The sequence below is a fragment of the Ferrimonas sp. SCSIO 43195 genome (assembly GCF_023716685.1).
GTDB classification, from domain to species: Bacteria; Pseudomonadota; Gammaproteobacteria; order Enterobacterales; family Shewanellaceae; genus Ferrimonas; species Ferrimonas kyonanensis.
This window is the reverse complement of sequence record NZ_CP072679.1, coordinates 1711158-1735345: the sequence shown is the minus strand read 5'-3', so window position 1 is coordinate 1735345 and position 24188 is coordinate 1711158. Positions and strand designations below refer to the sequence as shown.

Genomic DNA, 24188 nt, shown 5'->3' with positions numbered 1-24188 from the left:
GCCGCAGCCGGTTGACTCCCTACCCAGGCGCCAGTAGCTTGGCGATGGATAGACTCTCTCTGCGGCCCTTTACAGCTGCATGCAAAAGGACTGCACCATGAGCGCCACCCTTCGGGCCCCACTCACCAGTACGGAAATCTTACTTGGCCTGTTGCTGATAATGAGCTCATTGTGGCCACTGTACGCCAGGGCCTCTACCCTGAGTCCTTGCTACCTGGAGGGCCTGTCCGAGCAGGTCGAGTGCGGTGTATTAAGCGTACCGGAAGATTATCATGCCCCGGCGGCCACCCAGATTCAGCTCCACTTTGCCCGCATTGCGGCGATCAAATCGATTCCTGGCACCGCTCCACTGTTGGTGATTACCGGCGGTCCCGGACAGTCCGCCCTGGACGATGCCCACCAGTTTGAGCGTGTCTTTGCCCGAATTCGTCAAAATCGCGATCTGATCCTGATCGATCAGCGCGGTACCGGGCGCTCAAACCCGCTACTGTGTGATGAAGACACCTCGGTGGCACCACTGGCACTGGATGACAGTAACCTGGATATGACTGCGCTGATTCGCCAATGCCTGTCGCAGCAGCAGGCCGATGTGAGCCAGTACCACAGCCGCCATGCCCTTGAGGATTTCGAGCGCGTACGACAGGCGCTGGGAATTACCCGTTGGCACCTGTATGGCATCTCTTACGGCACCCGCATGGCCCAACTGTACATGCGCCACTACCCAGATGCCCTGGAAACCGTCACCCTGGATGGGGTGGTGCCGATGCAGCAATCGGTGCTCACCATCGGCTATGCGGTTAACCGGGCGCTGGATCAGGTGCTGCAAGAGTGCCAAAACTCACCCGATTGCCACCGCAACTTTCCCGACCTGAATGCCGACCTTATCAAGGTGCAACAGCGGCTGGAGACCAAGCCGGTCACGCTACCGGTGACCGATCCTCTGTCCGCACAACCGGCCACCTTTGTGGTTACCCGCAACAAATTCCTCAATGCACTGCGAATGGCGCTCTACGCCCCCAGCAGCCGTAGCCTGATCCCTCTGGTGATCCACGCCGCTGCCCGGAATAACTTCCAACCGCTGCTCGGAATGCAACAGACGGAGCCGAACTTTGGCATTGCCATGGGCATGCACCTGTCGGTGATTTGTCAGGAGGACTGGCCTCGAATGAGCCCCCAGGAGAAACAACAGCTCAGCCACAGCTCGGCATTTGCCGCCAGCATGGTGTCACTGTTTCAACACGCCTGCCCCGTCTGGGGGACCGCCGAACCCGAAGCCGAATTCAGCCAGGCGATAGACAGTGATATTCCCACTCTGCTGCTGTCCGGCGACAAGGATCCGGCCACCCCGCCCTCCTGGGGCACCCGGGCCCAGGCCGGGCTCAGAAACAGCAGCCACCTGATTGCCCCCCATGCCACCCACGGAGTCGCGTTTCAGACCTGTGCCCCCAGGCTGATTCAGCAACTGATTGAAACCGGTTCACCTCACCACCTGGACAGCGAGTGTCTGTCTCTGGATACACACCGTGCCTTCTACCTTAATGCCAACTCCGTCGAGTCCCCTCGCGAGGCCAACAAATGATTGAAGTCAAAGGGTTAAAGAAAAAAATTGGTCAGGTTCAGGCGCTGGACGGCCTGAGTTTCAAGGCCGAAAATGGCCAGATAACCGGGCTGCTTGGCCCTAACGGCGCCGGCAAAACCACCGCGCTGCGGACCCTATTCGGCTTGCTCCGGGCCGACGAGGGTCAGGCCCTGGTAAACGGCCTGGATGTGCAACAACAGGCGATGGCGGCCAAGCGCGCCCTGGGGCTGTTTCCCGATCCATTCGGCCTGTATGAACGACTGACGCCACGAGAATACATCCATTACTTTGCCACCCTCAATGGCCTGGGCTCCAAACAGGCTCACACCGCCGTGGATGCGGTGATCTCTCAAATGCAGATGCAGGACATCGCCGATCGCCCCTGCAAAGGCTTTTCTCAAGGCCAGCGGATGAAAACCGCCCTGGCCCAGGCCATCGTCCATCAACCGGACAACATTGTGCTGGATGAGCCCTCCCGCGGCCTGGATGTTATGAGCACCCGCATCCTTAGACGAACACTGAACGATCTGAAGCAGCAGGGGCACTGCGTGCTGTTTTCCAGCCATGTGATGCAAGAGGTGGCGGCGCTGTGTGACCAGGTCATCGTCATGGCCAGGGGCCGACTGATTGTTCAGGGAAGCCCTGATGAGCTCTGCCGGCTTACCGGACAAGCCAGCCTGGAGGAGGCCTTCATTCAACTGATTGGCACCGACGAGGGCATTGCGGCATGATGCGCAGAATCTGGATATTACTGGTTAAAGAGTTGAGGGACGCCATTCGCGATCGCCGCTCCATCCTGGCTGCCATGTCCTATTCCTTGAGCACGCCATTGATTTTTGCCGCCATTTTCATGTCGGTAATTCATGATGTGTCTGAGAAAGCCCAAGTGGTCATCCACATAGAGGGCGCCAGCCATGGCCCTGATCTTGTCCGTTTCCTGGCCAGCGCCGGCATCGTTGACGGCGACGATGCCATCGACATCACTCTGACCATTCCTTCGGCCTACCCGAAACAGATGACAGACGGCCTTCCGGCACAGTTGTGGCTAACGGCAGACAGCTCAGACAAGGATCTGCAGCAGCCGCTGGGCCAAATACGCCGAGTCATCGAAGCCTATTCCGCGGAGATGGCCGCCATTCGACTCGTGGCCCGAGGCATCAACCCCAAGGTGATACAGCCACTGCAGCTCAACTTGAAAGACCGCTCCACCAACCAGTCCAAATCCGGCATTATTCTTGGCGGCTTGTTACTGGCGATTATGCTATCGCTGTTTTTCTCCGGCATGAATGTGGCCATCGACACCAGCGCCGGTGAGCGGGAGCGCAACTCATTGGCGCTGCTTTTATGCCAGCCCATCGCCACTGCCGAGATCGTCGCCGCCAAAGCCGGCGCCGTCGCCCTGTTTTCCATTGGCGGTCTGCTGCTGACCCTAGTGGTATCGGTGTTGGCGTTTTCTCACGTTCCCTGGCAGGAGCTGGGATTCAGCCTCAATTTCGATCCTATCGCGGCGCTGATCATTGTCTTGGTGTGTCTGCCCATCGGCGTATTTGCCGCGACACTGCAATTGTATGTGTCTTTTTTTGCCAAATCCTTTAAAGAAGCACAAACCTATCTGACCATCATTTTGATGTTGCCCACCGCCATGATCATGGCGCCGGTGTTTGATCTATTTACCGATGTCCTGCGGTGGTTACCAATCTCGGGGCAGCAATTGGCCTTTACCGAAATGCTCAAAGGCGAACCTCTGCCTTTGTCTCAGGTCGCCTGGGCAACGCTGAGCACGCTGACGCTATCGGCGCTGCTGTTTTGGGCCAATGTCAGAGCGTTGAAGAGTGAGAAAGTGGTGTTTGCACTGTGAGCGTTTGCGACCGACAGACACTCGAAGTTGCCGAGTTTTTCTTGCGTTGAGCGACCCAGTGGATACACTTAGCCGCCCAATTTTGCCGAGGACGTCCCGATGAACCGCAAGAAAAAGATAAACTCAATTTTAAAAAAGAAGGCCAAGCGGGCCGCAGCCAAGACCAGCACCAACAAAAAGCCCAAGTACATTCCTAAGGGGGAAAGGGAGCAGCAGCAGGTCGACGCCCAACCAGATTCCGAGGCAGGCGCCGACTCAAGCCCATCAGAGTGACGCGCGAGTATTAACCAGCGCCAGGGCTTCGTCCCGGCTGGGAATGGAGCTTTGCGCCCCAACCCGGGTTACCGACATCGCCGCAGCGGCCTGACCAAAGGCCACCGCATCGATGACCGACTGCCCCTCCAGCAAAGCAGTCACAAAACCACCATTGAAGGTATCACCGGCCGCCGTGGTGTCCACCGCCTTGACCTCAAACCCGGCCAACAATTGCCCCTGCCCGGCCTGACTCAGCCAAACACCGCGCTTACCCATGGTAATCAGGACCATATCAATGCCGAATCTCTGGTGCAGCGCCTGAGCGGCTCGATCCGCATCGTCCAGAGTGTCCACGGCAATGCCGGTCAGTTGTTCGGCTTCGGTTTCATTGGGGGTGATGATATCCACGTGAGCCAGCAGGGCGTCAGGCAGCGCTTTTGCCGGCGCCGGATTGAGAACCACCTGTGTATTGGCGGCCTTGGCAATGGCTGCCGCTTCAATCAGGGTTTCAATGGGGGTTTCCAGCTGCATCAGCAGCAGTTGTGATTGCTCAATGAACTCACGGTGAGCCGAGGCCAGCTGTGGACTCAGGCAACCGTTGGCACCTGGCCAGATGCCAATGCTGTTTTCTCCCTTGTCGTCCACGTAGATCATCGCCAAACCGGTTGCCTCACCAGCAACGGCTGTAATCGCCGACACGTCCAGCCCGGTGGCCGCAAACTCCTGGGTCAACTGAGCACCGATGGCATCGTCACCAACGCAGCCAATCATCGCCACCTTTCCACCCAGCTTGGCGGCCGCTACCGCCTGGTTTGCGCCCTTGCCGCCACCGACTATCTGATAACGCTTCGCTTCAATGGTCTGACCGGGGCGGGGAAAGGCCGCCACCTGCATAACATAATCGACATTAATGCTGCCAAGAACGGTGAGTGTTGCCATCGGTTGCTCCAACTTAGTTACGGTACTTCAGGTGCCGACTGTTGATCAGCCAACACCAAACAGGGACTCGGCCACTGAATTAAACTGAAGTGTAAAATAGATAGGACAGATTGAGATAGAGACCCTGGCTGACGGCGTTACCGGTATCACAGTCCGCTCACGCGCATCGGTACATCAACCAATCAACGTCTATCCGCGGTTAAGACTGACCTTTACTCTGCTGCAGCTCTTTAACCACAATCTGAATGGCTTCAGCCATGGCCATCCCTTCCGAGGTCAACTCCTGAATTCGCTCTACCGCTTGCTGCTGCTGTTCGTGGGTCAAGCCCAACAGTTCTGACATCATTCACTCCTCAACATGTGGACCGGCATTTTACCTCAATCCGAAACCAATGACAGTAAGCCGAACAGACCCGAAACACGGGGTAATTTGTGACATCCGTTATTTTCTGATTACGAAATCATGCTGTGGCAACTTCATAAAGCACTTAATTCTGATCATTCGATTGCACTCAATGCGCGATTATCAAACTCAATTCGCACAAACATCATACCGGCCGCTTACTTTTTAAACGATCAGGAAATGTGAATGCCGTTTGAACGAGAGTTAAATACCAATGCGCCAAAAAATTACAAAATGAAGTTATTTATTTTCCTGAATCAACAACTATTTGTGCATAAATACACAGTATTTGAACCTTGTGTTGAATAGTTATTTGACCGATGTGATCGCGATCACCAATCGTGCAAAATAGTAACAAATATCAAACAGTAATAAGTTAAAGTTGAACGGCAATTTACAATAAAAAACGGGTCTAACTGATGAATAACATTCCAAAGATGAAAGCGATTTCGCTGGCGTTTGCCACTCCCCCTTCATAAGCACTTGGCGAATTAAGTATTACTGAAAATCCAATCTTAAATGCAAATTCAACCGCCGCATTATTGGTTGAATGTTATTAAACGGAAATACACGCAATGTTAAAAAAAACAACCGTTGCAATCGCCCTTGCCACGTTATTTAGTGCGGGTTCGGCCAGCGCTGTAACCTTTGAACTTAATGATGCCGGGGATTACGCTCGCCTCTATGGTGAAGTCGGTGTTGGCGGTCATATCGATACCAACCCCGATTACAACCACGATGAATTTTACGATACCAAAGGCTACGTCGACGACAGCTTCGCCACCATGGGCATGGAAGGCCAGCGTGGCAAATACCGCTATCGTCTGGAGCTGGACTACCAGCGCCGTAACTGGCTCGGTGGCGATGGTGAATTCGAACTGGCCATCGACAAAATGTACATCGGCTACGCCTTTACCGACCACCAGTGGATTGAGCTGGGTCTGACCGATACCGCCTTTGACGATTACGATCACTTTGGTGACTTCACCTTCAACAAATCCGTCGAAACCGGTGAAGCCGGCGATCAGGAAAACACCGTTAAGTACCAGGCCGATTTCGACCACCTGATCCTGGGCGCCTCCTACTCCTACGACGGTGAGCACAAGAGCGGTGCCCTGCAGGGTGACATCGTCAATGGTTACATTGGCTGGATGTCCGACTTCCTGTCGGTAGTCGTTGGCCTGGAAACCCGCGGCGGCTCCGACGGCGTCTCCAAATACGGTGAGCAGCAGCAAGTGGGCCTGGGCGTACGCCTGCAGGTAATGCCTAAGCTGGCGTTGGGCTTCAACGGCTTCCTCGAAGATGAAGATCTGGCCACCCGCAAAGCCGGCGATGTTTACCTGGGTTATGAAACCTTCCGCAACTACGGTCTGACCCTAACCTCCAAATACGATCTCAGTGAAAAATGGGAGATCATCGCTTCAGCAAACCACGAAGAGTATGAAGGCTGGGATCTGATCGGCCCGAATTACGACTACACCGAGCAGCCAGCAGAGTACGGAAAAGACCGCCGCTGGGGCAGTGTGGGCTTCAACTACCGTCCAGCCAAAGACATCGTTCTGTCCCTGGAAGGTCGCTTCGGCGAAGCCCCTGAAGCCGGCTACGCCTACGCGCGCATGTACTTCTAATCCGAGTCTGAATTAACTACATACAGAGTTTGCTATGAATAAAAGTATCCTCTCGCTGGCCGTTGCCAGCGTAATCAGCGTTGGCGCCCACGCCGGCGTTGAAGATCTGCTGATCACCGAAATGACCCAGGCCACTGATGCCAAAGTTGGAACGCTTGAGATCACCAATACCGGTACCGATCCCCTGAGTTTAACTGGCATCAAAATTGTCCAGCACTCCGCCAATAGTTATAACAATAACTACAACAACGAAATGTTGGATGCCGATGGAAATCCATTGCTGGCAGGCCGAACTCTTGCTCCCAACGCCTCCTTGGTGATTGTAGACAACCGCACTACCAAAGAGTTTAGAGAGTCCTTTGCCAAAGACGCAGACATTGTTGTGTCTCCATACGTTTCGGGAAAGCACAATAACCTGAATATCAACGGTGATGACGGTTTCTACATTGAGGTCGATGGTAAAATTGTCGATCGTATTGGAGCTGTAGAAAACAAAGTTAAGTGGGCAACCAATACGACTCTGCGTCGTAAACTGGCTGCTGACGGTACCACCCCGAAACAGTCAGCGACTTTCGATGAAACCCAATGGCAAAGCATCATGCCATTGAAAACCGATACTCTCGGTGAACCTAACCTGCCTGCCGCTGACGCTGAAGACATCATGGATATTTTCACGTGTCCTGCTAACAAGAGTGAACTGACCGCCATCAGCACTATTCAGGGCACGGGGCATACCTCTCCTTTGGTGGGCCAAGACGTTGCCGTAGAAGGCATCATTACTGCTAAAGTCTCTCTGCCCAATCAAGGCTTCTATCTTCGCGATCTGGAGTCCGACGGTAACCCTGAGACATCTGACGGCATCTTCGTTAGCACCAGCGCCGCTGGGAGTCTTGAGGTTGGTCAAACCATCTGTATCGGCAGTGAAGTGAAGGAAAGCGAAGGTCAAACTCATTTGACTGCGGCTGGTGACTTTAAGTGGAATGTGACTAACAGCAGCATCACTTCAACCACGCCAACCGTCGTAGAAGTCATGGAATCCGATGATGGTTCGTTCGACAACACCCTTGAGCGTTACGAAGGCATGCTGGTTAAACTGCCTGATGACCTGAATCCGCTCGAGGAAGGTAAGCAGGACATGCGGGTCACCCGCAACTACAGCTTCAACCACCACAAAGGCGATCACAAACGCAACAACATTGTGTTGGCCTACAAACGCATCAATGTACAGCCCAACCACCTGTTCGAAGCTGGCAGCCCTGAGTCCAAGGCTGCAGCCAAGCAAAACCTCGATTACCGACTGGTGCTGGAAGACGTTAAAAACCCAGCGTACAACGACGGCCAGGTACTCAGTTACTACCCCGAGTTCAACCGCGATGCTAAGGCTAACTACATCCGCATCGATGATAGTGTATTTAACGTTGAAGGGGTGATCAGTCAATACGAAACTGAGCACGATACCGCCACTAATAAGCCGGTATACGACTACAGCCTAACTGTCCTTAATGAGCTTCAGCCGACCACCGATAAAGAAAACCCCATCAACTTTATCCACAATATGGATCGCGAGGACTACCGGGATAAGAGCGAGAAATACGACGAGGTATACGAGCCAAAGATCAGCGAAGCTGTAGAGAAAGATCACTTCTCTATCCGCGTGGCCGGACAGAACCTGCTGAACTTCTTCAACTCTCCTTTCGGCGGTGATGCCAACCTCTACGGCCAAAGCCGTGGTGCCGAGTCTGAAGCCGAGTACCTGAAACAGAGAGAAAAACTGGTCAAAGCCGTTCAGGCCCTGGATGCCGATGTACTGGCGTTAATGGAAATGGAAAACAACGGCTTTGGTACCGACAGTGCGATTGCCGAAATGGTCAACCAGGTTAACGTGAAGTACGTCGATGAGAGAGCCCAGGGCTCCACCATTAGCGACACCTCCACCGAGAACCGCTACGTCTTCGTAGGCTTCGACCACAATGGCAACCAGAGACTGGATAACCTGGACGCCATCGGTAAGGACTCCATTGCCACTGGCATCATGTACCGTCCTGCTAAGATGAGCATCGAGCGCACCCGCGTGATTGACATGCCGCGCCAGAAAGCCCCCGCCATTGTCAATGCCCAGGGTCTGGACATGTATAACAAGGCAGGTGAAATTCTGGAAGACGGCGAGAACTACCACCGTAATGCACTGGTGGTCACCTTTGTCATCAACCAAACCGGTAAGCGCCTGACTCTGGCCGTGAACCACCTCAAGTCCAAAGGCTCCACCTGCTGGGAAGATTGGCAAGGCGTTGATTTTGGCGACGAAACCGTCTGGGACAAGTACTCAGCGCCTAACCCGGATCTTCAAGGTTCCTGTGCTGAGTTCCGTGTCTCCGGCGCCGTTCACCTGGGTGAAGAGATGGAAGGTATCCCAGGCGATAAAATCATCCTTGGTGACCTGAACGCCTATGGTAAAGAAGATGCGCTGCTGGTTCTGACCGAGAACCCGCGCAACAAGAAACTGGTTTCCGCCAGCCATACCTTCATTGGCTACAAGCCTCAGTTCAATGAAGCCGGCGCTCCAGCAAACATCACCAAAACCTATGGCTACGTCGATATCGTCGGCAAAATCCTTAAGGCGAAAGGTGAAATGCCTTGGAGTTACTCCTACAGCGATGTAGTGGGCTCTTTGGATCACATCCTGATCACCCCTTCTCTTGAAGATCGCGTCATCGACGCTGCTGACTGGCACATCAATGCCCCAGAAAGCGACATGTACAGCTACAGCAACAAGTACAAGAAAGTTGAAGGTACTGGAACCCATAGGTTCTACCAGGACGACGTCTTCCGTTCTTCTGACCATGATCCAGCGCTGCTCACCCTGAGCTACAAGCACGGTGAAGCCGATCCTGGCCATGCGGTACGCCTGCCTAAGCTGAAAAAAGTGATTCGCGTTCCTTACCAGGTTCCTGCCGCGGCCGGTGCCCAGAAAGGCGACGTTGCCACCATTTCACTGAGCCCAACCAATGACGAAGCCCGTCTGGATCTCAATCATATGACGCTGCCCAGCGTGGTACTGACTGAAGACAATCAGAGCCTGGTCAACTTCCAGGTGTTTGGTGCCCCATCGGCTTATTATCACGCCACCCTGACCCTGAAGCGCGATGGCAAAGTCGTCGAAGGTTCCAGCCAGTCCTTCGAGGTGAATGTCACCGGTCGCGACTCTCTGGTTGCGGACATCGTTGAAGAAAAGAGTGATGGCAGCGGCGGCAGCACCGGCTTTATCAGCATGCTGTCCCTGTTCGGCCTGGCGGCACTGCGTCGTCGCATTCGCAAATAAGTTCATCTCGACAATGAAGCGCCTGCCTTAAGGCAGCGCGCTTCGAGTCCTGGATTTTAAAGAGATACCATTATGACGATTAAAATAAACGCAGTGGCCGCGGCGACTGCTTTGGTTCTGGGCACCCTGTCCACGGCCGCCAACGCCGAACTCCTGATTACTGAGTATGTGGAAGGTGGCGGTTTCAACAAAGCGATTGAAATTTCCAACTTAGGCACCGACACCATTACGCTGGACGGTCATTATGAGCTCGCACATCACAGTGTGAATAGTAAAGGTGTCGCCGGTGAAGTACAGAAGCTAGCGCTCACGGGAACCCTGCAATCTAATAAAAGCCTTATATTTATTAATTCTGGGATAAGCGGTCCATACGCAACCAAGGATACTCCGGAAACCAAAGCACTTGTTGCCGCCATTAAAGCCAATAGCACAGCAGACAATAAAGTCATTAACTTTAATGGCAACGACTCCGTGGTGTTGCTGAAAGATGGCGCCGTCATCGACAGTATTGGTCAACTGGGCAAACCCTCCAAAGACGCATGGACAGAAGGCTCTTTCTCCACTAAGGACAAAACCCTGCGTCGTAAGACTAGCGTTACTACAGGTGATACCGACACTAGCGATGCCTACCCAGGCACTGGCCTTTCGCAATGGGAAGTTAAGGAAAAGGATACTCTAGACGGACTGGGCTGCCCAGGCGAGGATGCTTGCACTTCCACCGCAACCCCCGGCGTACTGCTGATTACCGAGTATATTGAAGGAACCGGCGCCAAAGAGCGAAACAGAGCCATTGAGATCTCTAACGTAGGTGGCACAGCCATCGACTTTAGCGAGGCCGAATATAAGCTAAATATGTTCTGGTCCGGCAGCGACACTAACGGTAAATTTCAAGATTTGACTGGAACCTTAGATGCCGGTGCCAGCATCGTGTTTTATAACTCTGATGCAGATGACGCATTGAAAAAAGTTGGCTCTTCATCTGCGACAACCTACTTCGATGGTGATGAGTCTCTCACTCTGACCAAAGACGGAGTGGTTATTGACAGCTTCGGTAAACTGGGCGATGCGCCAGAAGGTGGCGCATGGACAGATCCGAATAATGCGAATTTCTCCACCCAAGATAAAACACTGCGCCGCAAAGCCAGTGTTACTTCTGGCGACTCAAATGCAACTGATAACTTCCCTGGTACCAATAATGAGTGGGTTGTATTTGATGTAAATACCGCTGATGGTCTGGGCTGTGCTGGCGAAGAGGCATGCAGTACTACTCCGGTAGACCCAGATCCAGACGCACCTTGTAATAACTGTGCTGACATCACTGCGATCAAAGATCCCAGCACTTTTAATGGCGACATCTACTACAGCGATGTACTGACTGGTAACTTCAATACACCTGAAGAGCTTAAAAACGCCCTCTCCGCCATTATTGCGAAGGATCACGTTCAGCTTAGTTACAGCCAGGTTTGGACTGTGCTGACCCATGCAGACCAGGATCCAGGCGACGCCACTAAGGTTCGCCTCATCTACTCCGACACGCCTGTTGCTAAGAACAGCAACCCAGGCAGTTGGAATCGGGAGCACGTCTGGGCCAAGAGTCACGGCTTCCCAGATGAAGACCAGTGGGGCTATACCGATGCTCACCACCTGCGTCCAGCCAACCCCAACGTTAACTCAACCCGCAACAACTATGACTTCGGGGAGTGTGGTGACAACGGTGTAGAACAATCAAGTAAAGGCGCTCCTGGAAACTGCCTGGACACCACTAAAGGAGTTTGGGAACCTCGGGATTCAGTGAAGGGCGATGTGGCCCGCATGATCCTGTATATGGATACCCGCTATCAGGGCACCGATACTGCAACTACACAAATGGATGATCTGGTAGTCGTTGACCACGTAACTACCGGAGACGAGGACAAGCAGCCTCGAATTGGTACCCTATGTACTCTGTACGCTTGGAACACTTTGGATCCAGTTGACGATTTTGAGAAGAATCGTAACAACGAGGTCTACAAATACCAGGGCAACCGTAACCCCTTTATTGACCGTCCTGAATTGGTCAAAGAGGTTTATGGCGCCGCTTGTGGTGATGACCCAACCCCGACTCTGGAAGTAGAGGGTGAGATCACCGCTCCTGAAACTGTGACCGAAGGCTCGGCCTTCACTTTGGATGCCTCCGCACTGACCGCTGGTGAAGACAAAACTCTGACCTTCAAATGGGAACAAATTTCCGGCGAAGAGAAGACCGTTGTCGGCACCGAGGCGGTTCTGACTCTGACAGCGCCAATGGTGGATGCGGATTCGGCACTGAAGTTCACCCTGACCGTGAGCGACGGCTCCCTGGAAGCCAGCAAAGTAGTTAACCTGCCGGTGACCAACGTGCCTCTGACTCTGGATGTAAGCTTCGATGGCAACATCAAGCTGACCGAAGGTGACAGCACCACCATCACCGCAGTGATCACCGATGCCCCAGAGGGCCTGACCTACAGCTGGAAACAGGTCTCCGGTGACGCAGCCAAGTTCACCGCCACTGGCTTGAAGCTGGATGTCACCTCTCCGCAGGTCAACATCAGCCAGGCTCTGGTGTTTGAACTGACAGCAAGCAGCGATGACGACAGCTTTAAGACCACGGTTAGCATCGACGTTGAGAATACCGAAGAAGCTGGCTGGGTTAAGCCAGATGGCGCAGGTAGCTTCGGCGGATTCATCGCCCTGCTGCTGCCACTGATGTGGCGTCGCCGCCGGGCTTAATCCGGTAAGCCGATATAAAGCAGCACCGAGAGCACTCTGGGTGCTGCTTTTTTCATTGAACAGGCGTTGCCCTCTGTCTGCCTTTGGGTAGATGACGCTCTCTTCCAAGGGAGTCCCATCAAGGCAAGCGGCAGCGCTGTATCTGAATACTGAAGGATTATCATGAATCGTTCACTCCATCCTTCTACCCTGATTCTTACCGGCTCAGCCCTGGCCCTTGCATTGGCATTAACCGGCTGTGGTAAGGAACAAGTGGAAGAGGCTCCTAAGGTGACCGCATCGGCCGCCTGCTTGGCCGCTGGCGATGATTGCAAGCGCTTCACCCTGCTGCATACCAATGACCACCACGGCCGCTTCTGGCACAGCAAAAGAGGTGAGTACGGGATGGCCGCGCGTAAGACCGTCATCGACGGGATTCGTAAAGAGGTTGCCGAGCAAGGTGGTGAGGTGCTGCTGCTCTCCGGCGGCGACATCAACACCGGCGTTCCTGAGTCCGACCTCCAGGACGCAGAGCCCGACTTTATCGGCATGAACCACCTCGGTTATGACGCCATGGCAGTCGGTAACCATGAGTTCGACAATCCGACCACCATCGTCGATAAGCAGCGAGACTGGTCCAATTTTCCCTGGCTGGCGGCCAATATCTATCGCCAGGTCGACGGTGAGTGGCAACTCTATTTCGAACCCTACAAACTGTTTGACGTACAAGGCCTGAAACTGGCGGTGGTCGGTTTAACCACAGAGCAAACCGCCGATATCGGTAATCCGGAGTACGTACAGGGTCTGAAGTTCACCTCTCCCCAACAGGAAATGAAGGGCGTTCTGACGGAGCTCGAACAGAAACACCACCCAGACCTGGTCTTTGGCCTGACCCACATGGGCCACTACGAAAATGGCAATCATGGCAGCAATACCCCGGGTGACGTTGCTCTGGCTCGTAGCCTTGAGCCTGGTCAGGTTGAGGCGATCATTGGCGGCCACTCGCAGTTGCCTGTGTGCATGGAGGGAGATACCGGCGAGTACGTAGAAGATTACGGCCGCGATGAGCCCTGTAAGCCGGATCGCCAAAACGGCACCTGGATCATGCAAGCCTATGAATGGGGCAAGTACGTGGGTCGCGCCGACTTCGAATACTATGGTGGTGAGTTGCATCTGGCAAACTACCAGCTGGTTCCGGTAAATACCGCCACCAAGTTCGGGTCTATGTATCCATTTCAGATGCTGACTACCAGGGATCCGGAAACCCTCGAGCTGCTGCGCCCTTATCAGAACAAGGGCCAGCAAAAACTGAAGGAAAAGATTGGCGTTGCAGAGGAAGATTTCATCGGCAAACGTAAGGTCGTGCGTTATCAAGCCACTCCCCTTGGAATCATGATTGCCCACGCCCAGACTCAACTGCCTGTACCTGCAGACTTCGGTATCATGAACTCGGGCGGTATTCGCACCACCATCGAAAAAGGCCCGATTCGTTATCGTGATGTCCTAAAAGTTCAGCCGTTTGCCAACAGCGTAACCGTAACTGAGATGAAGGGTGACGAGCTGAAGAAGTACCTGTCGAAAGTCGCCATCAAGACTCGAGGATCTGGTGGCTTTGCCCACTTCAGTGGCATCAAGATGACCGTCGATTGCGTTGCCAGAGATGTGGATATCACATCGGTTGGTGGTAAGCCCTTTAGCTTGTCAGACACCTACCGGTTTACCCTCCCTAGCTACAACGCGGCAGGCGGTAATAAGTATCCGAAACTGGAGCAGGCTCGAAACACCGGCTTTGTTGATGCAGACATGCTGTATCAGTTCATCAAAGAGCATAAGTCTCTCAACCCAATGGACTACGACAAAGCGAAAGACGTTCGCTACATCAACTCCAGAAGTCCTTATGGCTGCGGTGGCTAAACCAAATCACAGCAGTTTCCTAAGCCTTTTGGGACCAGGACTCGGCTAAGCCAAGGAATGGCAACGCCGGCCTTATAAACAGCTCCTGACACGCTTTGAGCAATCAAAGCAAACCCCAAAGCCCAACCCACCGGTTGGGCTTTTCTTTATTCGCTCTAAAACCTTCCATCCGTCGTGCCCGCGTACGCGGGTACCCAGTGGCTTTCGTTCCTCAAACCACAACCGAAGACACTGGCCCCTCGCGTTCGCAATGAGCGAAGGTGCTATTGGGTTAGATTGGTGACTACGGATCGGCGCGGTGCATTTTTTCAAACCGCATAAACGAAAAAAGCCCCGACCAAAAGGTCAGGGCTATCGGCAGAGATCGATACTGCTCGTTGGCACCGCAACGCCAACCATCCCTCCGTCGTGCCCGCGCACGCGGGTACCCAGTGGCTTTCGTTCCTCAAACCACAACCGAAGACACTGGCCCCTCGCGTTCGCAATGAGCGATGGTGCTATTGGGTTAGATTGGTGACTACGGATCGGCGCGTTGCATTTTCTCAAACCGCATAAACGAAAAAAGCCCCGACCAAAAGGTAGGGCTATCGGCAGAGCTCGGTGCAGTTAGTTACCACACCAACCTCAATCATCCCTCCGTCGTGCCCGCGCACGCGGGTACCCAGTGGCTGTGCCTTTCGTCATTCTTGCGCAGGCGAGAATCCAGCGGCTTACGTTTTAGAACCACAGACACTGGCCCCTCGCGTTCGCAAGGGAGACACGTTTTGGGTGTTGTGGAACACTTGCTGCCGAGCCCGCCTCAACGTTCGGAGCTAACCGCTACAACCCACCTTCAAATAACCTCCGTCGTGCCCGCGCACGCGGGTACCCAGTGGCTTTTATTCTCCGCACTAAAAACCAAGACATATATGGACGCCCCTGCAACTGCAAGACTTTGATGAGGTCGGTTTGCGGACGTATATCCGGCGTCTGTTTTACCTTCTCGAGGTAGCGCCATAATGTGGTCCGAACCTGGCAGCCTACACGCTGGGACGACATTTACTGTCGGTCTTATTTCAGGCTCTTGCCAGGCCGGATTACCGTTTGTTCATCAAGGTTTGCAAACTCAGGTTACGCGGTACTCAATGCACCTCCCTGACTTCAGGGAGCTTAACTACTTGGTTACTGCAAACGCATGGGTCAGTTCAAACTTGTTGCCGCTGACCGTCATGCTCCAGGCTATTCGCGCCAACTTGTTCGCTAACGCCACTATCGCTTTGCGCTTACCTCGGCGCACTATTAGCTTGTTCAGCCATCGCCCCAGTCTGTCATTTCGGTTCGACACATGAGCAAATACCGCTCTCGCTCCGTGTATCAGCAACACCCTCAACTGCTTATTCCCGGCCTTAGTGATACTGCCTAACCGGGTCTTGCCTCCGGTACTCCGCTGCTTGGGAACCAGACCGCACCAAGCCGACAATTGCCGGCCATTAGAGAACTGAAGACCATCCCCCACTTCACTGACGAAAGCCGCCGCAACTATAGGACCGAATCCGGGGATGCCCTGCAGCAATTGATATCGAGGCTGCTGTTTACACAACTGATGAATATCCTGCTCTAGGGCTTTGATTTCCTCATCCAGAGCCCTGAGCTCACTCTGCATCCGTAGCAATAACCCCCGCATGACAACACTCAGGTCGTTATCACCGTCCTCTATCGTGTCAGGGAGCTCTTTCCTCAGCACCTTTATCCCAGTGCCGAAGTTCACACCATACTCCCCTGCTAAGCCGCGCATCTGACAAGCAAGGGCGGTTCGGTATTCAACCATCCTCTGCCGAACGCAGCGCAAAGCCTTTATGTCTTGCTGCTCGACGGTCTTTATGGGAACCGAGTGCAGCTTCGGCCGGAACGCCGCTTCGCAAATAGCTAACGCATCATTGGCATCATTCTTCTGCGCTGACACCATCGGCTTAACGTGTTGCGCGGGGATGAGCTTCACCTGATAGCCAGCCTGCTCAAGCCGCCTTCCCCAATAGTGGGAGCGAGCACAAGACTCCATCGCCACCAACGTTTTAGCAGGAAAGTTGCGCAGGGTATGAAGCAACTTCTCCCTTTTGACCTTGCGGTTCCATAGGATTGAACCATCCTCCTGCAGAACACATACCTGAAAAACACTCTTGGCTAAATCGATTCCAATGGCTTTAATAGACATGATGGACGCTCCTCTGGGAATTATGTTTCGCAACTTAATTCTGGCGCATTTGACGCCGTATCGTAGGGGGGCGTCCATCACATCACTGGGCCCTCGCGTTCGCAAGGGCGACGGTGGTTATTGTTAAGGTAAAAAGTAACCGAGCAGCGCTCTGTATTTTTCCAGGTTCAGAAACGAAAAAAGCCTGAGCGTTAACCCAGGCTTCTTCAAAATGTTGGCGGGCGAGCGAGGGCCGATGCGCAGCATCGCAGCCGAGGGAGGTGGAACCAGGGATGGCGACAGGAGGGATCCACCAAGGACGGTTCAAGCTACCGAAGGGACAATTAACCCTCAGCGCCCTAACAAGCGACTCGGGTAGTCCACTCCGAACAAGTCACTTTTTCAAACCGCAGAAACGAAAAAAGCCCGTAGCGTTAGCTACGGGCTATTTCGTTTGTTGGCGGAGTGGATGGACTCGATGGTCCGACACTCGGCACGCGACCAAACTGCGCAGCAGTTTTTGGGAGCGGTAGATAGCAAAAAACCCAGCTATTAAGCTGGGTTTCTTAAGTGTTGGCGGAGTGGACGGGACTCGAACCCGCGACCCCCGGCGTGACAGGCCGGTATTCTAACCAACTGAACTACCACTCCGCACAATCTGTGTAGACAACCGACGTATCGATTCTCTAAAAGGGAGTCTGACGATGACCTACTCTCACATGGGAACTCCCACACTACCATCGGCGCTACTGTGTTTCACTTCTGAGTTCGGCATGGGATCAGGTGGGGCCACAGCGCTATTGTCGTCAGACAAAAACTGTTATCAATTCGCACAAGCTGACTTTCTCGTTTGCATTCTTGCAAGCGCTTAACTATCTGGGATATCAAAACCCATTGGGTGTTGTATGGTTAAGCCTCACGGGTCATTAGTACAAGTTAGCTCAACGCCTCACAACGCTTACACACCTTGCCTATCAACGTGGTAGTCTTCCACGGCCCTTCAGGGGACTCAAAGTCCCAGTGAGAACTCATCTTGAGGCTCGCTTCCCGCTTAGATGCTTTCAGCGGTTATCGATTCCGAACTTAGCTACCCGGCAATGCCACTGGCGTGACAACCGGAACACCAGAGGTTCGTCCACTCCGGTCCTCTCGTACTAGGAGCAGCTCCTCTCAATTCTCAAACGCCCACGGCAGATAGGGACCGAACTGTCTCACGACGTTCTGAACCCAGCTCGCGTACCACTTTAAATGGCGAACAGCCATACCCTTGGGACCGACTTCAGCCCCAGGATGTGATGAGCCGACATCGAGGTGCCAAACACCGCCGTCGATATGAACTCTTGGGCGGTATCAGCCTGTTATCCCCGGAGTACCTTTTATCCGTTGAGCGATGGCCCTTCCATGCAGAACCACCGGATCACTATGACCTACTTTCGTACCTGCTCGACGTGTCTGTCTCGCAGTTAAGCTGGCTTATGCCATTGCACTAACCGTATGATGTCCGACCATACTTAGCCAACCTTCGTGCTCCTCCGTTACTCTTTGGGAGGAGACCGCCCCAGTCAAACTACCCACCAGGCACTGTCCTCAACCCCGATTCAGGGGCCTAAGTTAGAACATCAACACTACAAGGGTGGTATTTCAAGGTCGGCTCCACCACATCTAGCGACATGGTTTCAAAGCCTCCCACCTATCCTACACATGTAGGGTCAATGTTCAGTGCCAAGCTGTAGTAAAGGTTCACGGGGTCTTTCCGTCTAGCCGCGGGTATACGGCATCTTCACCGCAATTTCAATTTCACTGAGTCTCGGGTGGAGACAGCGTGGCCATCATTACGCCATTCGTGCAGGTCGGAACTTACCCGACAAGGAATTTCGCTACCTTAGGACCGTTATAGTTACGGCCGCCGTTTACCGGGGCTTCGATCAAGAGCTTCCTCCGAAGAGTAACCCCATCAATTAACCTTCCGGCACCGGGCAGGCGTCACACCGTATACGTCCTCTTACGAGTTTGCACAGTGCTGTGTTTTTGATAAACAGTTGCAGCCACCTGGTATCTGCGACCGCCAACAGCTTAGGAAGCAAGTTCCATCACCGTCAGCGGCGTACCTTCTCCCGAAGTTACGGTACCATTTTGCCTAGTTCCTTCACCCGAGTTCTCTCAAGCGCCTTGGTATTCTCTACCTGACCACCAGTGTTGGTTTGGGGTACGATTCCTTCTTACCTGAAGCTTAGAAGTTTTTCCTGGAAGCATGGCATCAACCACTTCAGTACCGTAGTACCTCGTCATCAGCTCTCAGCCTAATGTGTGTCCGGATTTGCCTAAACACACAGCCTACAACCTTAAACGCACATCCGATAGTGCGCTGGCCTAGCCTTCTCCGTCACTCCATCGCAGTAAGAAGAAGTACGGGAATATTAACCCGTTTCCCATCGACTACGCCTTTCGGCCTCGCCTTAGGGGTCGACTCACCCTGCCCCGATTAACGTTGGACAGGAACCCTTGGTCTTCCGGCGAGCGGGTTTTTCACCCGCTTTAACGTTACTCATGTCAGCATTCGCACTTCTGATACGTCCAGCATGCCTCTCGACACACCTTCAACCGCTTACAGAACGCTCCTCTACCATGCGCGCATCCTTAATACTACTCTCTACTCTCCCTCAACCATTGTTGAGAGCTTGATTGTCGCAAGCGACAATGAGCTGAAATAGCATTAAGTGATGCGCGCATCCGCAGCTTCGGTGTCTAGTTTAGCCCCGTTACATCTTCCGCGCAGACCGACTCGACCAGTGAGCTATTACGCTTTCTTTAAATGATGGCTGCTTCTAAGCCAACATCCTGGCTGTCTGAGCCTTTCCACATCGTTTCCCACTTAACTAGAACTTTGGGACCTTAGCTGGCGGTCTGGGTTGTTTCCCTCTCCACGACGGACGTTAGCACCCGCCGTGTGTCTCCCGTAATTGCACTCATTGGTATTCGGAGTTTGCAAAGGGTTGGTAAGTCGGGATGACCCCCTAGCCTTAACAGTGCTCTACCCCCAATGGTGAGATACGAGGCGCTACCTAAATAGCTTTCGAGGAGAACCAGCTATCTCCCGGTTTGATTGGCCTTTCACCCCTATCCACAAGTCATCCCCTAATTTTGCAACATTAGTGGGTTCGGTCCTCCAGTTGGTGTTACCCAACCTTCAACCTGCTCATGGATAGATCACCGGGTTTCGGGTCTACACCTTGCAACTCATTCGCCCAGTTAAGACTCGGTTTCCCTACGGCTCCCCTATACGGTTAACCTCGCTACAAAATGTAAGTCGCTGACCCATTATACAAAAGGTACGCAGTCACCGAACAAGTCGGCTCCCACTGCTTGTACGTACACGGTTTCAGGTTCTATTTCACTCCCCTCACAGGGGTTCTTTTCGCCTTTCCCTCACGGTACTGGTTCACTATCGGTCAGTCAGTAGTATTTAGCCTTGGAGGATGGTCCCCCCATGTTCAGACAAGATATCACGTGTCCCGTCCTACTCGATTTCACGTAAAGTTAGTTTTCGTGTACGGGGCTATCACCCTGTATCGCGGCACTTTCCAGAGCCTTCCACTAACACCCTCTACGCTTAAGGGCTAATCCCCGTTCGCTCGCCGCTACTTAGGGAATCTCAATTGATTTCTTTTCCTCAGGGTACTTAGATGTTTCAGTTCCCCTGGTTCGCTCCATACACCTATGTATTCAGTGCACAGTGACCACTTACGTGGCCGGGTTTCCCCATTCGGAAATCGATGACTCAAGTGGCTGTTACTGCCTAATCATCGCTTATCGCAAGTTACTACGTCCTTCATCGCCTCTGACTGCCTAGGCATCCACCGTGTACGCTTAGTCACTTAACCATACAACCCCAATGGGTCTTGCTTGATCTTTACTTCCCATTTTTCGTCGAACCTTTCGCTCACGGCGGTCATTAACGGACGTTAACTCCCTTGCTCGCTCAAGCTTCTTCTCAACTGGAAACCAAATCTCGGCGCAATACCGGATTTTGAGTTTGTATTAATCGATTAAACAACCAATACGTTAATTTATCGCCAGATATTCAAGGCACTTGCAAAAATTGCAAATATCTCGAGAAATTTATCAGCTTGTCCAAATTGTTAAAGAGCATGGTTTTAGTGAGCCGAGGCTCAAAAAAAGCCAAAGATAAATTCTTCAATTTAGCTTTGGCCTCTTGCCATTCTAAGTTTCTATCGAGAAGAGGTGGTGGAGCTAAGCAGGATCGAACTGCTGACCTCCTGCGTGCAAAGCAGGCGCTCTCCCAGCTGAGCTATAGCCCCCCAGTATTTTCTCGATTAAACGCCATGTAAAGATGCCAATTCGTTTCAATACAAGCAGCAATGTGAGGACGTTTGGTTAACCCAAACGACGAACACTGCGACGCCGCATTGAATCGAATTTGGTGGGTCTGAGTAGATTTGAACTACCGACCTCACCCTTATCAGGGGTGCGCTCTAACCAACTGAGCTACAGACCCATCTAAACTAGTCTTTTCGCTCCTGAATGTCGTTATGCTCATTGCTCCTCAGTCACATAGAAAACCTATGCTCTCTTCGTCGCGCTTCGCATGCCTAATTCAGAACCCAAAATCCTGCGTTCATTCGAAACTCTTACTTTCGTCAGACAATCTGTGTGAACACTCAACGCAAAACCGTATCTATTTCGTAAGGAGGTGATCCAGCCCCAGGTTCCCCTAGGGCTACCTTGTTACGACTTCACCCCAGTCATGAACCACAAAGTGGTGAGCGTCCTCCGCGAACGGTTAAACTACCCACTTCTTTTGCAGCCCACTCCCATGGTGTGACGGGCGGTGTGTACAAGGCCCGGGAACGTATTCACCGTAGCATTCTGATCTACGATTACTAGCGATTCCGACTTCATGGAGTCGAGTTGCAGACTCCAATCCGGACTACGACCGGCTTTATGGGATTGGCTCACTATCGCTAGCTGGCAACCCTTTGTACCGACCATTGTAGCACGTGTGTAGCCCATCTCGTAAGGGCCATGATGACTTGACGTCGTCCCCACCTTCCTCCGGTTTATCACCGGCAGTCTCCCTAGAGTTCCCACCATTACGTGCTGGCAACTAAGGACAAGGGTTGCGCTCGTTGCGGGACTTAACCCAACATTTCACAACACGAGCTGACGACAGCCATGCAGCACCTGTCTCACGGTTCCCGAAGGCACACTCGGGTCTCCCCAAGCTTCCGTGGATGTCAAGAGATGGTAAGGTTCTTCGCGTTGCATCGAATTAAACCACATGCTCCACCGCTTGTGCGGGCCCCCGTCAATTCATTTGAGTTTTAACCTTGCGGCCGTACTCCCCAGGCGGTCTATTTAATGCGTTAGCTTTGGAACCCACGCCTCAAGGGCACAGACTCCTAATAGACATCGTTTACGGCGTGGACTACCAGGGTATCTAATCCTGTTTGCTCCCCACGCTTTCGCATCTGAGCGTCAGTCTTTGTCCAGGAGGCCGCCTTCGCCACTGGTATTCCTTCAGATCTCTACGCATTTCACCGCTACACCTGAAATTCTACCTCCCTCTACAAGACTCTAGTTGACCAGTTCGAAATGCAGTTCCCAGGTTAAGCCCGGGGCTTTCACATCTCGCTTAATCAACCGCCTGCATGCGCTTTACGCCCAGTAATTCCGATTAACGCTCGCACCCTCCGTATTACCGCGGCTGCTGGCACGGAGTTAGCCGGTGCTTCTTCTGCGAGTAACGTCACAGCTAGCAGGTATTAACTACTAACCTTTCCTCCTCGCTGAAAGTACTTTACAACCCGAAGGCCTTCTTCATACACGCGGCATGGCTGCATCAGGCTTGCGCCCATTGTGCAATATTCCCCACTGCTGCCTCCCGTAGGAGTCTGGACCGTGTCTCAGTTCCAGTGTGGCTGATCATCCTCTCAAACCAGCTAGAGATCGTCGCCTTGGTGAGCCTTTACCCCACCAACTAGCTAATCTCACTTAGGCTTATCCAATCGCGAAAGGTGCCGAAGCATCCCCCTCTTTCCCCCGTAGGGCGTATGCGGTATTAGCCATCGTTTCCAATGGTTATCCCCCTCGACTGGGCAAATTCCTAAGCATTACTCACCCGTCCGCCGCTCGACGCCCAACAAATCATCCGAAGAATCTTTGTTGTCGTTTCCGCTCGACTTGCATGTGTTAGGCCTGCCGCCAGCGTTCAATCTGAGCCATGATCAAACTCTTCAATTAAAAAGTTTTTTGATTCCGAAGAATCGACTCAATGAATTACTGATTTTTGTTTCCACTTTAAAAAGCAGAACCAAATTGACTTGTATATAGTCACTCAGTGCAACATTGATATATGAGATATCAATCCTGCGCGAGTGCCCACACAGATTGTCTGACTAATTGTTAAAGAGCGTTGCTTGCCAGCTCGTTGGAGTAGCGAAGCGAGGTGCGCATCTTACGCTTTCCTCGAACCTCGTCAAGCGTTATTTTCAAAGGCTTTTCCGAGTGTCGAATTGTTGCTCAGTGCTTAACGAAGTAAGCCGCTGTGCCCCGTCGACAGGAAGCGCATTATAGGGGCCAAAAAGGAAAGCGCAACCCCAAAATCATCAAACCTCACCAAGCGCGCATTTATTAACCAGCGATGCTCAATTCGATGTCTTTCATGCCACATTGGAGCAGCTTATTGCTGTGATAAAACCCATTCAGCGGCTTGCCGAAGATCATCAACCACGACATCGGCTCCCTCGATGCGCTCCAGCGGTTTACCGCTTCGAACCAAAACACAGGCGCGGACCTCCGCCCGGCGGCCAGCTGCCATATCACTATTCTTGTCGCCAATCATAAAAGAACGAGCCAGATCCAGCTCATAGGCTTTTGCCGCCGCCGCCAACATACCCGGCTCCGGTTTGCGGCAATCACAATCACGAACATATGGCGCGTTGCCTTTATCTGGGTGATGAGGGCAATAGTAGACTGCAGTTAATGGAGCACCAGCGGTACTGAATTGCTCCTTCATCCATTGAGTCAAATGCGCAAACTGGGCTTCATCATAATAACCCCGAGCAATACCGGATTGATTGGTCACGACCACCAGAGCATATCCCGCATCATGCAATTGGCGGCATGCGTCCAGAACACCGGGAAGAAACTCGAACTGATCGATCTGGTGCACATAGCCATGGTCCACATTGATCACTCCATCCCGGTCTAAGAACACCGTTTTACGCATGCTTATTGTCCTGTTTTTATCTTTATCACTAATGCTTTGCTCATTATCGTCATTTAGAATACCAGCACAAGGCAATGACAGCCGGTTACCCCATTCACCGAGCTGAATTTGACCTGCCACTGAGGCGGCTGTCCAGGCTTTCTGCTA

General features: G+C 52.9%; 12 protein-coding genes, 3 tRNA genes and 3 rRNA genes. 8 read left to right on the top strand and 10 right to left on the bottom strand.

Annotated features, from left to right (window positions below):
- Nucleotides 1–97: 97 nt before the first annotated feature.
- The 4 genes from J8Z22_RS08265 to J8Z22_RS08250 all read left to right on the top strand — a co-directional run bounded on the left by J8Z22_RS08265 (nt 98) and on the right by J8Z22_RS08250 (nt 3710).
- Nucleotides 98–1579 carry an alpha/beta hydrolase gene (locus J8Z22_RS08265; protein WP_252010022.1) on the top strand — a complete coding sequence of 494 codons (1482 nt, stop codon included), beginning with the start codon at nt 98–100 and terminating at the stop codon, nt 1577–1579.
- Complete coding sequence (locus J8Z22_RS08260) at nt 1576–2310, top strand: ATP-binding cassette domain-containing protein (RefSeq protein ID WP_252010020.1); 735 nt, start codon at nt 1576–1578, stop codon at nt 2308–2310. Before J8Z22_RS08265 ends, J8Z22_RS08260 begins: the two co-directional genes overlap by 4 nt.
- A complete protein-coding gene (locus J8Z22_RS08255; protein WP_252010019.1) occupies nt 2307–3437 on the top strand; it encodes an ABC transporter permease in 1131 nt (376 codons plus the stop codon). Before J8Z22_RS08260 ends, J8Z22_RS08255 begins: the two co-directional genes overlap by 4 nt.
- 99 nt (nt 3438–3536) lie before the next feature.
- Complete coding sequence (locus J8Z22_RS08250; protein ID WP_084144577.1) at nt 3537–3710, top strand: DUF2986 domain-containing protein; 174 nt, start codon at nt 3537–3539, stop codon at nt 3708–3710.
- On the opposite strand, the gene rbsK is transcribed toward J8Z22_RS08250, so the two are convergent.
- Together rbsK and J8Z22_RS08240 are read right to left on the bottom strand one after the other, a co-directional pair.
- Entirely contained in the window at nt 3702–4631 is a 930-nt protein-coding gene (gene rbsK, locus J8Z22_RS08245) for a ribokinase (protein WP_252010017.1), read from the bottom strand. The genes J8Z22_RS08250 and rbsK overlap by 9 nt on opposite strands.
- A 199-nt stretch (nt 4632–4830) precedes the next feature.
- Complete coding sequence (locus J8Z22_RS08240; RefSeq protein WP_252010015.1) at nt 4831–4977, bottom strand: YoaH family protein; 147 nt, start codon at nt 4975–4977, stop codon at nt 4831–4833.
- Between the two features lie 632 nt (nt 4978–5609).
- On the opposite strand from J8Z22_RS08240, the gene J8Z22_RS08235 reads away from it, so the two are divergent.
- The 4 genes from J8Z22_RS08235 to ushA all read left to right on the top strand — a co-directional run bounded on the left by J8Z22_RS08235 (nt 5610) and on the right by ushA (nt 14622).
- Complete coding sequence (locus tag J8Z22_RS08235) at nt 5610–6662, top strand: hypothetical protein (RefSeq protein WP_028114812.1); 1053 nt, start codon at nt 5610–5612, stop codon at nt 6660–6662.
- A 34-nt stretch (nt 6663–6696) separates the two neighbouring features.
- Nucleotides 6697–9981 (top strand): ExeM/NucH family extracellular endonuclease, encoded by a 3285-nt coding sequence (locus tag J8Z22_RS08230; RefSeq protein ID WP_252010013.1) that lies wholly within the window; start codon nt 6697–6699, stop codon nt 9979–9981.
- 72 nt (nt 9982–10053) lie between these two features.
- Complete coding sequence (locus tag J8Z22_RS08225; RefSeq protein ID WP_252010011.1) at nt 10054–12729, top strand: endonuclease; 2676 nt, start codon at nt 10054–10056, stop codon at nt 12727–12729.
- 162 nt (nt 12730–12891) lie between these two features.
- Nucleotides 12892–14622, top strand: coding sequence for a bifunctional UDP-sugar hydrolase/5'-nucleotidase UshA (gene ushA, locus J8Z22_RS08220; RefSeq protein WP_035416398.1), 1731 nt, complete (start codon nt 12892–12894; stop codon nt 14620–14622).
- Nucleotides 14623–15775: 1153 nt separating this feature from the next.
- Here the strand turns inward: ushA and J8Z22_RS08215 are convergent.
- The 8 genes from J8Z22_RS08215 to gmhB all read right to left on the bottom strand — a co-directional run bounded on the left by J8Z22_RS08215 (nt 15776) and on the right by gmhB (nt 24161).
- On the bottom strand, nt 15776–16813 hold the full coding sequence (locus J8Z22_RS08215) for an IS110 family transposase (protein WP_252007102.1): 1038 nt from the start codon (nt 16811–16813) through the stop codon (nt 15776–15778).
- Nucleotides 16814–17366: 553 nt separating this feature from the next.
- Nucleotides 17367–17443 (bottom strand) — tRNA-Asp (locus J8Z22_RS08210).
- A 45-nt stretch (nt 17444–17488) separates the two neighbouring features.
- Nucleotides 17489–17603: ribosomal RNA gene (gene rrf / locus J8Z22_RS08205) — 5S ribosomal RNA — on the bottom strand.
- 94 nt (nt 17604–17697) lie between these two features.
- Nucleotides 17698–20673 (bottom strand): 23S ribosomal RNA (locus J8Z22_RS08200).
- 362 nt (nt 20674–21035) lie between these two features.
- Nucleotides 21036–21111: transfer RNA gene (locus J8Z22_RS08195), tRNA-Ala, on the bottom strand.
- Nucleotides 21112–21231: 120 nt separating this feature from the next.
- Nucleotides 21232–21308 (bottom strand) — tRNA-Ile (locus J8Z22_RS08190).
- Between the two features lie 188 nt (nt 21309–21496).
- Nucleotides 21497–23053 (bottom strand): 16S ribosomal RNA (locus J8Z22_RS08185).
- The 16S, 23S and 5S rRNA genes sit together here with 3 tRNA genes alongside, the layout of an rRNA operon.
- A gap of 439 nt (nt 23054–23492) precedes the next feature.
- On the bottom strand, nt 23493–24161 hold the full coding sequence (gene gmhB, locus J8Z22_RS08180; RefSeq protein WP_371878117.1) for a D-glycero-beta-D-manno-heptose 1,7-bisphosphate 7-phosphatase: 669 nt from the start codon (nt 24159–24161) through the stop codon (nt 23493–23495).
- Nucleotides 24162–24188 lie beyond the last annotated feature (27 nt).

Excerpts from the sequence above, each read along its gene's own strand:
- J8Z22_RS08265 (WP_252010022.1), top strand. The coding sequence starts at position 98 with ATGAGCGCCACCCTTCGGGCCCCACTCACCAGTACGGAAATCTTACTT.
- J8Z22_RS08260 (WP_252010020.1), top strand. The coding sequence starts at position 1,576 with ATGATTGAAGTCAAAGGGTTAAAGAAAAAAATTGGTCAGGTTCAGGCG.
- J8Z22_RS08255 (WP_252010019.1), top strand. The coding sequence starts at position 2,307 with ATGATGCGCAGAATCTGGATATTACTGGTTAAAGAGTTGAGGGACGCC.
- J8Z22_RS08250 (WP_084144577.1), top strand. The coding sequence starts at position 3,537 with ATGAACCGCAAGAAAAAGATAAACTCAATTTTAAAAAAGAAGGCCAAG.
- rbsK (WP_252010017.1), bottom strand. The coding sequence starts at position 4,631 with ATGGCAACACTCACCGTTCTTGGCAGCATTAATGTCGATTATGTTATG.
- J8Z22_RS08240 (WP_252010015.1), bottom strand. The coding sequence starts at position 4,977 with ATGATGTCAGAACTGTTGGGCTTGACCCACGAACAGCAGCAGCAAGCG.
- J8Z22_RS08235 (WP_028114812.1), top strand. The coding sequence starts at position 5,610 with ATGTTAAAAAAAACAACCGTTGCAATCGCCCTTGCCACGTTATTTAGT.
- J8Z22_RS08230 (WP_252010013.1), top strand. The coding sequence starts at position 6,697 with ATGAATAAAAGTATCCTCTCGCTGGCCGTTGCCAGCGTAATCAGCGTT.
- J8Z22_RS08225 (WP_252010011.1), top strand. The coding sequence starts at position 10,054 with ATGACGATTAAAATAAACGCAGTGGCCGCGGCGACTGCTTTGGTTCTG.
- ushA (WP_035416398.1), top strand. The coding sequence starts at position 12,892 with ATGAATCGTTCACTCCATCCTTCTACCCTGATTCTTACCGGCTCAGCC.
- J8Z22_RS08215 (WP_252007102.1), bottom strand. The coding sequence starts at position 16,813 with ATGTCTATTAAAGCCATTGGAATCGATTTAGCCAAGAGTGTTTTTCAG.